The following is a 12,170-nucleotide window of genomic DNA, read 5'->3' as shown; positions in this document are numbered from 1 at the left end:
AAATATAAACTAAGTCTCCTAAAACGTATCCTTTTTACGAAAATGATATACTTAAATAATAACGATTTTAGAAATTGTGAGGGATTAACGTTGATTAAAATAGTAACTGATAGCTCAGCAGATCTCCCGATTGAGCTTCTTCAAAAATATGATATTACGGTAGTGCCCATGAATGTTTCGATTGAAGGTAAAGAGTTTCGAGAAGGTGTGGATTTAACACCACAGGATTTCTTTAAGAAAATGTTTACGGCAACCGAACTACCAAAGACTTCTCAGCCATCACCTGCAACTTTTGCAGAAGTGTATTCCAAGTTCCCAGCTGATTCTGAAATTATTTGTTTGACAATTTCATCTGGATTAAGCGGCACTTACCAATCTGCAACAATAGGAAAAGATCTTACTGATAATAGAGTAACAGTTTTTGATACATTAGCAGGCTCGTTAGGACACGGCATGCAAATTTTAAGAGTGGCTGAACTAGCAAAAAAAGGGCATTCGATAGATGAAATTATCATAAATCTCACCGAATACCGTGAAAACATGAATATCTACATTCTCCTTGATACACTTGAGAATATTGTAAAGGGCGGTCGTTTAAGCAAATTCCAAGGCTCTCTTGCAAAGCTACTTAATATAAAGGTATTGCTACAAAGGGCGACAGGTGGAAAGGTAGAAATCTTTGAAAAGATTCGCGGGAAGAAAAAATCACAAAAGAGATTACTAGAGGTAATCAAACAATCTAAATCAGATTTCTCTGAAACCATTTTCGGAATCACTCACACAGGTAACATCGAAGAAGCAGAGGCACTTAAAAATGAAATCATTGCCCAATTTCATCCGAAAGATGTCATGCTTAATTATATGGGAGCAACGATGGGAACCTATGCGGGTAAAGACGGAATGATTATTTCGTATTCCTAAATAAAGCGACCGAAATAGGCAAAGGTTATTCTAAGAATAAAGATGATATAAATCACTGTAAGACTTTTATTCCTATCTTATAATAGGTATAGATAGATGAAGAAAAACAATAAAGGAGCGATTCAATTGAAAAAGGAAATGCTCGATAATTTTATTGAATTTAATGAGGAAAGACTTACAAAACGTGTCATCTTTAAAGAAGGTGGTAGCACGGTCTTCGTGTTAAACTTTATGCCAAATCAAATACTACCTGCCCATAAACATCCAGGTTCAAATGTATATCTACATGTTCTTTCAGGAGCAGGTACCTTTACAATTGATGAGCAAGAAGTAAAAGTAAAACAGAACGATGTCATCGTTATTAATGGTGAGGAGAACTTGAGCTTTGTTAATGATGGCTCTGAAAATGTGAGCCTATATGTTACTCTTACAAAGATTCCAGATGAGCGATATGCTCAAGACGTCTGATAAAAAAACTGCCAACCCTGATCGGTTGGCAGTTTTTTGATTAGTTCATCACCCATTTATCTTTCATAAACATAATTCTACCAATCACAAAGAAAATGATCATACATGCGATGTTGCTACCAAATGCAAGTAGAATATGTTCATAGTTAATGATTCCGAACATTAATTCTTTTATTAAAGTAAACAAATTCATAATTGGCACAGCTAAATGATAAGTTGTAAGTTCATTCACTCCAACCCCTACTATCATCATTGCAGGGAACATCGCAATCATCATGACAGGACTACTATAGCTTCCCGCTTCCTTGATCGTCTTCGCGGCAATACTCGTAATCATGATTAATGATGCGGTGAATCCAGCGTAGATAATTGAAAGTAATATTCCGATTCCAATGATTAAATAAGCGTCATCTCCAAATGATACAGCATTTTTGAGATTTTCTGTAAACAAACTAATTTCCAATGCAACTACACCCAATGTAATAATGGCTATTACTGAACCGATTGTTGCAATCGTTAGCCATTTTGCAAGTAGCAATGTAGATCTTTTTACCGGTGTCATTAAGAGAGCTTCCATTGTTTTCTTCTCTTTTTCCCCTGCAAATAATTCTGATGCAGAGGGTCCAGAACCAACTCCGATTGCAATTGATAAGATTAAGGGAATTAAAAATGCAAGCATTTCCACACTTGGATCTTCATTTGTAAGTTCGATTTGTTCAATTGCAAATGGCTGCATGATAGATGGATCGACTCCGCCTTCCTGAAGATTGTCTGCCACAATTGTTTTTTCAAAAACCGCTAAAGCATTCACGATAATCGCATTTAATTGAGTAGACTTTTGACTAAATGAATCCCCAATAAGAGTTATTGAAGCTTCCTCCCCATTTTGAGTGGCCTCAATGAAATTTGGTGTTAATTGTAATCCGACTTGTGCATCCCCGTCCTGAATGGATTGTTCCAGATTGGACGATTCAATGAGTTCAACATTCTCTACTCCTGTAAATATGTTTTCCGCCTCATTCAAGGAAGATTCTTCAACTGCAAGCTGAAAAGTCTCCCCTTCCCCATCTGATATCAGGTTTTCATAGAAAAAAGTTAATCCGGACATCATAATGACTGGTAATAACACAGTAAGTATCAATGTTCGACGATCTCTAAAGCAATCTTTTAATTCCTTTAAATATATATTACGAAGCATATGTTTCGTTCCCCCTAACAAGTTTACTCATGAATATATAATTTAAATCCTGGCTTCCTTCTGATTTATAAAGCTCCTCTAAATCACCATGGTAGACAAGCTCTCCCTTATGCATCATCGCAACGGAATCACAAAGCAAGGAAACCTCCTCCATGATATGGCTAGAGAAAATGATCGTCTTACCATCACGTTTAAGCTGATGTACAAGCTGTCTGAACACATTTGATGAAGTAATATCTAGGCCGGTTGTCGGCTCATCAAAAAGAATAATTTCTGGGTTATGGATGAGTGTCCTTGCAATCGCTACTTTCTGTCTCATTCCTTTAGAGAACCCACCGACCTTACGATTCAAGTAATCTCGCATTCCAAACATCCGCGCTAACTCGTCAATCCTTACCTTTGTTTCATGCTTACTTAATCCATAAAGGGCTGCAAAATACTCAAGATTCTCACGTGCCGTTAGGCGATCATAAAGACCAGTTTCACCACCGAATAAGACTCCGATTCTCTTTTTCACTTGTTCTGGATTTTTTTGTGTGTCGAATCCAGCTACCTTTACACTCCCATCAGTCGGAGTTAATAGGGTTGCAATCGTTCGAAGGAGTGTCGTTTTTCCCGCTCCATTTTCCCCTAGTAAGCCAACCACTTGCCCTTTTTCAACGGTAAAATTTACATGCTTCAATGCTGTTATAGAAGTCTTTTTATCTTTGAATCTTTTTGTCACTTCAGTGATTTCAATCATTTTTTCCACCTCGTCTTGTTCTTATGTCTATATCATAGCCATACCAAATTAGAAAATCTCTAGTTATGTCGCGAATATGCCTTTTTTTGTCGCGAAATGGTCAAATTCACCTATAATGATGTTAGAATATAAAGATATTATACTTAGAAAATTGGTATTATTTTGTGAGGTCGATTGTCATATGAAGGTTGGTCTTGTAGATGACCGTTTGATTGATTTGGATAAGTTAAAAGCAATTGTAGGTGGCATTTCTGATGTTGAGATTATCTTCTCCACCTTGTCTGCTGAGGAAGCCTATGAACAAATAAAAAAAGAAGAAATTGATTTGTTGATTGCTGACATCGAGATGCCACATTTATCAGGATATGAGCTTGCTGATATTATTCATTCGCATGCGCTCAATATTTCAGTGATTTTTGTAACAGGAAATAGTGGCTATGCTGTACATGCATTTGAGCTGAATGTTCATGATTATATTATGAAACCGTATCCAAAGGAACGGTTAGTACAATCGATTGAGCGATTACTAGAAAAAACAAAGTCCGCTGAAATTCATGGAAGACTTTACTTCAAGCAAAAAAATGAAATACATATCCTTCAGAAAAAGGACATTATTTTTATCGAACGTTCAGGTCGGTCGACAACAATTTATACAAAAACAGGTCCGATAAAAACCTACCAAACTCTGGGTGAGCTGGAGGGAGAATTACGGGAACGAGACTTTATTCGGTCACATCGGTCGTTTATCATCAATATTCACTATGTAAAAAACTTTTCGCTCTATGCGAAAAATTCGTATATTGTCACATTCGATGGCATCGAAGAACAAGCAATGATTACAAAAGAAAAAGTGGACTTTTTACAAGAAAATTATTTTTAAGGTGGCGTAATAATGTATTGGGGCATCACAATAATGTTGGGAATTCTATGCCTTTATTTATTTTGGTCGCGATTTTCTATTTCAAAAAAAATGAAATCTCTATTGGGAGAGGCGAAACATTTTGACGAGCAGCGTGCTCAATTTAATGAAACCTTCCGCGTCGTTCGAAGCGAACGTCATGACTTTTTAAAGCATGTTTCAGCCATTCATTTTATGCTTGAAAACGGAAAAAACGAGGAAGCAAAACAATATTTAGATGAATTGGTTGAAGGCTATAAGGAGACAAACCTTTCAATTAAAGGAGAACGAGGTGTGGTAGCTGGTATTCTCCATCAAATGTATCGTAAAGCGAGTGCACTTGATATTGCGATTGTATATGATTTAGACGTACCTCTTTCTACTCTGCCTTTGTCTAACCAGCAAATCATTACACTAATCGGGAATCTCTTATCAAATAGCATCGATGCCTGTGAGGAATGGCAAAAAAATTATAACAAACAAGCCAATCTATCTCTTCAATTCTATAAGCGAAGTGGTTTGTACATCTTACATTGTAAAAATAGCTCTCTTCCAATTCCAAATCAAATCCTCGACAAATTATTTGTGAACTTCGGAAAAACAACTAAAGGTGAGGGTCACGAGGGGCTTGGTACAAAGCTCATTCAAGATGTCGTCAATGAGGCAAATGGATTTTTAGACTTTGTTCATAAAGATGAGGAATTTGCGATTAAAATTAAAATACCAGCGATAAAAGTTTAAAAGAGGAGAAATCCATCCAATTTGGATAATTTCTCCTCTTTCTTAATTCTTCGCTAATGAAGTTTGAACACTTGGTTTTGATTTGTTCTTTCCTGTAATATCCTCTTCTTGTTTCGCACGTTTCATAAAGAATGCAAGAATGAGAGCAACGAAAATTAAGAAGGTTGAAATGAAAAATGTAAAATTTATTCCATCAAGCATGGCTGATAATTTAATTTCTGCCATTTGTGATTCAGTTGGCTGTCCTTGAACATTCTTCAACAAATTCGCTATAGTGGACTCTTCTTTTAAAGACATTAGTGTAATTAAGAATCCTGTTCCAATCGCTGCGGAAACCTGATTCAATGTATTGTTCACCGCAGTACCATGCGGATATAGATTTCTTGGGAGCTGGTTCAATCCATTTGTTGAAACGGGCATAAAGACCATGGACATTCCAAACATTCTCACCGCATGTAGAACCATAAGATACGAATAAGAAGTATCAAATGTTAGCTGGCTAAAAAGATATGTTGTCACAGTGGTGATGGCCAATCCCGTAACAGCCAAAATACGTCCACCAAACTTATCAAATAACCGACCATTAACAGGTGACATAAACGCATTTAAGATTGCGCCGGGTAAAAGCATAAGTCCTGTGTCCATTGGTGATATACCTAGAATCGTTTGAGCATAAATAGGTAAAAGTAAAAAACCTGAAAACATTGCCATATTGACAGCCATCGTGATCACTGATGCTAATGCAAACATTGGATAACGATATACCCCAAAATTAAGCATTGGGATGTCTAACTTTGATTGACGTAAAATAAACCAACTTAACGAGATGATTCCGATTATAATGGTTCCGTAGACAAATGGACTCCCCCAGCCCATACTTCCAGCAGAACTGAAACCATATAATAAACCACCAAACCCAATACTTGATAAAATCACGGAGAAAAAGTCTAGCTTAAGGAGTACTTTTTCCTTTTTATCCTTCAGCATGATGAATCCAAGAATAAATACAATTGCTGCAATTGGAGTGATGAAATGGAAAAGCATCCTCCAGTCATAATGCTCAATAATCCAGCCTGATAAAGTTGGCCCAATAGCTGGTGCGAACATGAGGATTAATCCAAATACCCCCATCGCTGTTCCCCTTTTTTCAATCGGGAAACTTATCAACATAACGTTCATCAATAATGGCATCATAATCGCCGATCCAGCTGCTTGAATCATCCGACCTACAAGCAGGATGGAAAAGACATGAGCAGTACCCGAAAGAATCGTACCAATTGTAAATAATCCCATTGCTACTAAAAATAAACGCCGAACCGTAAATTTTTCGATTAAAAAGGCGGTTGTTGGAATTAAGATTCCATTTACAAGCATAAAGCCTGTCGTTAACCATTGGACTGTTGGAGCATCAACTCTAAGTTCGGTCATAATGGAAGGCAGGGCAATATTCAATAAAGTATTATTTAAAAATGAAATAAAAGCTCCAACCATCAAGACGGTAAGAATACCGTAGTTTGGTCGGATTTGCTTGTCGGAAAAATCCATAAATATTCCCCCTTTTTAGACGTTCAGTACATTTTTTATACCAACTGTTTATGTAGGCATAAGATATATTATATCATGGGTCTATGGATTGCAATGAAATAATGTTTTCGTATGATTTATTAGAACATACTTAAGTTATAGGTTTTTGACAGGAGCTCAAGAAGTCTTATTCCTGCAATACTATTTCCTTTATCATCTAAAGCTGGACCAAAAATACCGATCCCAAATTTTCCAGGCACAGCCCCCATGATACCGCCGGATACTCCACTCTTTGCTGGTATGCCTATTTTTATCGCAAATTCCCCAGATGCATTGTACATACCACATGTCACCATAAAGGTTTTACAAATGCGAGCAATATTCCCTGGCATAATTTGTTTTCCAGTTTGAGGGTCAATTCCGTCTAATGCAAAAACGAGTCCAATTCTTGCTAAATCAAGGCAATTCATTTCAATCGCGCATTGCTTTGTATAAAGGTCTATTAGCTGCTCAACATCTCCTTCAATGATATGATGTTGTTTTAAAAAATAGCATAAGGCACGATTTAAATGAGCCGTTTCAAATTCGGAACGCGCAATTTCTTCATTATATTGAATCGCGTCATTTCCCGCCAATTCTTGAATAAATGTTAGTAATCTTTGAAACCGTTCTTCCACTGAATTCCCTTTTATCATATTGGTTACAGCAAGTGCTCCCGCATTAATCATCGGATTCAACGGCTTTGATGGAGCCATCGATCCTAGCTTTGCAATCGAGTTAAACGGGTCTCCCGTAGGCTCCATTCCAACTCGTGCAAAGACATACTCTTTTCTTCTGTCCATTAAGACGAGAGCAAGGGTTATGACCTTGGAGATACTTTGTAAGGAGATTTTCCTTTCAATGTCCCCAGCAGAATAGCAGCGACCATCAGGATAGTTGATCGCAATAGACAGATCGTTACGGTTTGCTTTTCCGAGTGCAGGTATATAGTCTGCTACGCGTCCTTCTTTCGCAATTGGGCGCGCTTCTTTCACCAATTCTTTTAATTCATCACTTGATTGACAAGGCATATTCATCACCACTTGTAGTATTTACTAAATGGATTTTTAGTATGTTATATGTAGGATTAATTTCGTGTTGGATGTGCTAAATGGGTTGAAGCGCGACTAACTTTCTAAATACAGAATAATAAACCTCCTAAAACGGGCCGAAGGATTCCAACTTCATAATAACTGGAAATAACAACCTCTCTAAACTGGTTGGAGTACCAACAACTACCTAATAAACGGAAATACATACCTCTCCAAACGGGTTGGAGTACCACCAACTACCTAATAATTGGAAATACATACCTCTCCAAACAGGTTGGAATACCACCAACCACCTAACAACTGGAAATACATACCTCTCCAAACGGGTTGGAGTACCAACAACTACCTAATAACTGGAAATACATACCTCTCCAAACGGGTTGGAGTACCAACAACTACCTAACAACTGGAAATCCCTACTCTCCAAGCAGGTTGGAGTACTACGAATCACCTAGTAACTGGAAATCACAACCTCTCCAAACAGATATAAGCATCGTAATATCTTTAAAAAACAGGAATCACTTGTGATACACTTTCAGCCACTCCTGTTTTCTCCCAAAAAAAAGAGACAAGGCGCATTGGCCCTATCTCTTATGCATTATTTGCTTCTGTATATTGTTCGAGTTTATTGATTGCTTCACTTACATCCGCTGCCGTAATCGTTCCAATTGGCATAACGTGGATAGATTCACCAGGGATTGTTGATTTTTCGGCTACTCGGTTGATGCTTTCATCCAAAACATCAGTTACCCCAAGATCCTTAATCGACACCGGTAATCCAAGTTTTTTATAAAGTGGAAGAAGTTCTTTTATCTCATCTAGCTTATTTTCTAAAATAAGTTGAACCAAAATACCATAGGCGACCTTCTCACCATGTAGAGCTGAATGAGTCTCTTCCAAAACCGTCAACCCGTTATGTATTGAATGTGCTCCGGCGATTCTGCCGTAATGATCACCAAAGCCACCAACCATCCCACCAAGCGCGATGATTGTTTCAACCACCTTAATAAAATCTGCATTAAGAACTCCATTTTTGGCTGCATCAATCGCTGCTTCAGCATGATTCACTAAAAGATCCTTGCACTGTCTAGCCGAAAAATGTGAAATTAACACTGGCACCGATTTGTCTTTGATCTTAGACATTTGCACATCTGCTTCATACCATTTCGCGAGTGTGTCACCAATTCCAGCGATGAGCATTTCAATCGGTGCTTTTACTATAATCTTTGGCTCAATCAATACCAAGCTCGCATTATTTGGATAAATATCGTAGCGAATGAAAGCCCCGCGTTCATCATAAATGACACTTATTGGCGTCCACGGTGCACAATTCGATGCTAGCGTCGGGATTAGCACGTAAGGCTTTTGCGAGAGATAGCTTGCGGCCTTAACTAAATCAAGAACCTTTCCGCCACCAATCCCAATTACGGCATCAAAGGATTTCCTCTTTATAAATGATGAAAGGGAATCTATTTCATTGATTGAGCACTCTCCACTATACGAATACTGTTCAAATTGAATTTCATGAAACTCTGGTATATACTCTTTTGCAGCTTCCCAAGACTTTATCCCATGAACGAATAAAATTTTTCGATAGGAACGCTCAGCAAGTTTTTCTTCAAGTATGTCTAATATACCTTCGGATACAATATATTCACTTGGGGCTCCATGTACTGAAAAGATATCCACTTTCATCACTCCTTACCACTTATCGCTTAGTTTTCCATCCATGCTGGCTTACCGAAGCCTTGGAATTCTTCATCGATTATTTTTTCGAAGCCTTCTGATTCGACAACAGCTTTTAAATCTTTCGCAAACTGTGAATCATTATTTTTCGCGCTAATTGCAACTACATTTCGGTATGAATCAGACATATCTTCTAGTGTAAGAGCATCTAATAAATTCATTTTTGCAGCTAATGCAAAGTTACCAGGAACAGCAGCTAAATCTGCACTATCAACGGAACGTGGTAATTGACCTGCTTCAATTGGTTGGAATTTTAAATTCTTTTTATTTTCATCAATGTCTTTTTCTGAAACGGTTAAAGGATCAGCATCCTTAGCGATTGTAATAAGACCAGCATCACGTAATGTGTTTAATGCACGCGCTGCATTTGTAGGGTCATTTGGAAGAGTTACAGTTGAACCCTCTTTTACTTCATCAATTGATTTATAAACGTTTGAATAAATTCCCATTGGTGCTGTTGGAACATTAATTAAAGCTGTTAAATCCATGTTGTTCTCTTTTTCAAAGTTTTCTAGGTATATTGTGTGTTGAAATAAGTTTGCTTGAATGTCTCCATTATCTAATGCTTTGTTTGGTTGGATATAGTCACTAAATTCAACGATTTCTACTGTGTATCCCAGTTCTTCTAGACCTGGCTTAAGAGCTTTTTTCGCCATGTCACTGTATGGTCCAGCTGTTGCGCCAATTTTAATATCTTTTGATTCCGCAGCAGATTCGCTACCTTCATCTCCATTGCTTGCACTGCTTCCACATGCTGTAACCACAAATGCAACTAAAAGTAAAATAATACCTGTTAACCATTTTTTCATTTTTTCTTCCTTCTTTCTAATTATTGTTTATTATCTTTTATCTACTACCTTCGCGATGTAGTCGCCAAGGAGTTGGATGACTTGAACTAAAATAATTAAGATTAATACTGTTGCAAACATGATGGTATTGTCATAGCGATAATAACCGAATCTGATCGCTAAATCCCCAATTCCTCCACCACCGACAGTGCCGGCCATGGCTGAAAATCCAATTAAACTAATGAGTGTTAGTGTGATTCCGGAAATAATTCCTGATCTTGCTTCAAGAAGCAACACATCTTTAATGATCATCCAAGGCGTTGCACCCGCTGCAATTGCAGCTTCGATTACACCTCGGTCAATTTCCCGTAAAGCTGTTTCCACAATTCTCGCAAAAAATGGTATTGCTGCGACTGAAAGTGAAACAGATGCTGCCGTTGGCCCAATCGTCGTACCCACGATGAAATTCGTGATTGGTATCAATGCGACAAGCAAGATGATAAACGGAATCGAACGAATTAGGTTCACGACAAATCCTAAAACAGTTTGAACCACTTTGTTTTCTAAAAATAACCCTTTATCGGTTACATATAGAAAAATCCCCACTGGAAGTCCGATTACTACAGCAATAAGTAATGATATAGCAATCATATAGATGGTTTGAAAAAACGCTGTATTAATATCAGGGAGAAGCTCCACGAGATGATTAAAATCAATTCCCATCACGTAACACCTCCACTTGTGCAGCACGTTCTTCAATAAAGTTCACTGCTGATTCTATTTCTTCTTTATTACCCCTTAACTCCATGATAAAAATACCAAGCGGTGTGTCTTGAATATATTCAATGGAACCATGTAGGAAATTCCCCTTTACATTGAAGGTCTGAAGCATATCTGAAATAACACCCTCACCAGCAACATTTCCTTTGAACATAACCTTCACTATCGGCCCTTCACATGAATCGAGGATAACTTCAGGAATTTCAAAGGAAACTACACTTTCAATAAATTCCTTCGTTAATTCAGTTTGCGGACTTGCAAATACATCGTAAACAGAACCTTCTTCAATGACCCTTCCGTCTTGCATAATCGCCATACGGTTGCAAATTTCCTTCACAACATCCATCTCATGGGTAATGAGGACAATCGTAATCCCAAGTTCTTTATTAATCTTTTTTAAAAGCTTTAAGATTGATTTTGTTGTTGTTGGGTCCAGTGCAGAAGTTGCTTCATCACAAAGCAACACTTTTGGATCGTTTGCTAGTGCTCTCGCAATCCCTACCCTTTGCTTTTGACCACCACTTAGCTGTGATGGATAGACATCCTTTTTATCCAAAAGCCCTACCATCTCAAGTAAATCTTCAACTCGTTTTTTGATTCGATCTTTTGGTACATTAGCAGCCATTAAGGAAAACGCGATGTTTTCGAAAACTGTTTTTTGACTAATTAAATAGAAATGTTGAAAAATCATTCCGATTTTCAAACGCGCGGAACGTAATTCACTGCTTTTCAGGGAAGTGAGATCTACTCTATCGACTAAGATATTTCCTGAGGTTGGTCGTTCGAGCAGGTTGATACAGCGCAAGAGGGAACTTTTTCCGGCTCCTGAGTATCCAACGATCCCAAAGATTTCTCCGGTTTCTATTTGTAATGACACATTGTCAACACCTGTGACAGTCCCATTCTTTGTTTTATATATCTTTGAAAGATTCCGAATTTCAATCATATAAATACCTCTTTTGTTACTCTATTTTTTAACGCAAAAATGCCTCCTTCACACTGAAAGAGGCATCGAAATACAAGGATTTATCTCGACTTATCTTTCAGAATGAAAATCATTCTGCAGGAATTGGCACCTTCCCTTAATGGGGGTTGCCGGACGTCGTAGGGCCTAGTCCCTCGGTCGCTCTGGATAAGTTTGAAAATTTTCTTTAATTTGTATAGTAAGATACTACTAGTTTATTAGTTTTTTGTCAATAACGTTATAACACTACCTACCAAGTGTTAAACGCTTCCATCTTTATTATCTCAATGGTTACATTTTTCAAAAAAA

At 37.6% G+C, this 12,170-nt stretch carries 12 protein-coding genes and 1 riboswitch; of the genes, 4 read left to right on the top strand and 8 right to left on the bottom strand.

Annotated elements, in window-relative coordinates; all coding sequences use genetic code 11:
* Nucleotides 1-90: 90 nt before the first annotated feature.
* Nucleotides 91-921 (top strand): DegV family protein, encoded by an 831-nt coding sequence (locus tag V7097_RS05920; protein ID WP_335702681.1) that lies wholly within the window; start codon nucleotides 91-93, stop codon nucleotides 919-921.
* Nucleotides 922-1,017: 96 nt separating this feature from the next.
* Complete coding sequence (locus V7097_RS05915) at nucleotides 1,018-1,389, top strand: cupin domain-containing protein (protein ID WP_335702680.1); 372 nt, start codon at nucleotides 1,018-1,020, stop codon at nucleotides 1,387-1,389.
* A 40-nt stretch (nucleotides 1,390-1,429) separates the two neighbouring features.
* Here the strand turns inward: V7097_RS05915 and V7097_RS05910 are convergent, their stop codons facing one another.
* Together V7097_RS05910 and V7097_RS05905 are read right to left on the bottom strand one after the other, a co-directional pair.
* Nucleotides 1,430-2,587 (bottom strand): ABC transporter permease, encoded by a 1,158-nt coding sequence (locus tag V7097_RS05910; RefSeq protein ID WP_335702679.1) that lies wholly within the window; start codon nucleotides 2,585-2,587, stop codon nucleotides 1,430-1,432.
* Nucleotides 2,577-3,329, bottom strand: a complete 753-nt coding sequence (locus V7097_RS05905) for an ABC transporter ATP-binding protein (RefSeq protein WP_335702678.1) — start codon at nucleotides 3,327-3,329, stop codon at nucleotides 2,577-2,579. The genes V7097_RS05910 and V7097_RS05905 overlap by 11 nt, the downstream gene beginning before the upstream one ends.
* A gap of 181 nt (nucleotides 3,330-3,510) precedes the next feature.
* Here V7097_RS05905 and V7097_RS05900 point away from each other — a divergent pair, with 181 nt between their 5' ends.
* Nucleotides 3,511-4,209 carry a LytR/AlgR family response regulator transcription factor gene (locus V7097_RS05900; protein ID WP_335702677.1) on the top strand — a complete coding sequence of 233 codons (699 nt, stop codon included), beginning with the start codon at nucleotides 3,511-3,513 and terminating at the stop codon, nucleotides 4,207-4,209.
* A gap of 12 nt (nucleotides 4,210-4,221) precedes the next feature.
* Nucleotides 4,222-4,968, top strand: a complete 747-nt coding sequence (locus tag V7097_RS05895; protein ID WP_335702676.1) for a sensor histidine kinase — start codon at nucleotides 4,222-4,224, stop codon at nucleotides 4,966-4,968.
* Between the two features lie 42 nt (nucleotides 4,969-5,010).
* Here V7097_RS05895 and V7097_RS05890 read toward each other — a convergent pair whose 3' ends face one another.
* The 6 genes from V7097_RS05890 to V7097_RS05865 all read right to left on the bottom strand — a co-directional run bounded on the left by V7097_RS05890 (nucleotide 5,011) and on the right by V7097_RS05865 (nucleotide 11,843).
* A complete protein-coding gene (locus tag V7097_RS05890) occupies nucleotides 5,011-6,513 on the bottom strand; it encodes a DHA2 family efflux MFS transporter permease subunit (RefSeq protein ID WP_335702675.1) in 1,503 nt (500 codons plus the stop codon).
* Between the two features lie 119 nt (nucleotides 6,514-6,632).
* Nucleotides 6,633-7,562, bottom strand: a complete 930-nt coding sequence (gene glsA / locus V7097_RS05885) for a glutaminase A (protein ID WP_335702674.1) — start codon at nucleotides 7,560-7,562, stop codon at nucleotides 6,633-6,635.
* Between the two features lie 612 nt (nucleotides 7,563-8,174).
* Entirely contained in the window at nucleotides 8,175-9,272 is a 1,098-nt protein-coding gene (locus tag V7097_RS05880; RefSeq protein ID WP_438824204.1) for an iron-containing alcohol dehydrogenase family protein, read from the bottom strand.
* Nucleotides 9,273-9,298: 26 nt separating this feature from the next.
* Nucleotides 9,299-10,138 (bottom strand): MetQ/NlpA family ABC transporter substrate-binding protein, encoded by an 840-nt coding sequence (locus V7097_RS05875; RefSeq protein ID WP_335702672.1) that lies wholly within the window; start codon nucleotides 10,136-10,138, stop codon nucleotides 9,299-9,301.
* Between the two features lie 30 nt (nucleotides 10,139-10,168).
* Nucleotides 10,169-10,840 carry a methionine ABC transporter permease gene (locus tag V7097_RS05870; protein ID WP_335702671.1) on the bottom strand — a complete coding sequence of 224 codons (672 nt, stop codon included), beginning with the start codon at nucleotides 10,838-10,840 and terminating at the stop codon, nucleotides 10,169-10,171.
* On the bottom strand, nucleotides 10,830-11,843 hold the full coding sequence (locus V7097_RS05865; protein ID WP_335702670.1) for a methionine ABC transporter ATP-binding protein: 1,014 nt from the start codon (nucleotides 11,841-11,843) through the stop codon (nucleotides 10,830-10,832). Before V7097_RS05865 ends, V7097_RS05870 begins: the two co-directional genes overlap by 11 nt.
* A gap of 87 nt (nucleotides 11,844-11,930) precedes the next feature.
* A riboswitch (SAM riboswitch) is annotated at nucleotides 11,931-12,036 on the bottom strand.
* Nucleotides 12,037-12,170: the final 134 nt, after the last annotated feature.

The organism is Bacillus sp. JJ1562 (assembly GCF_036962705.1).
In the GTDB taxonomy this organism is placed as follows: Bacteria; Bacillota; Bacilli; order Bacillales; family Bacillaceae_L; genus Ferdinandcohnia.
Note: the sequence above shows the minus strand (reverse complement) of the source record. Positions and strands in the feature narration are given on the sequence as shown.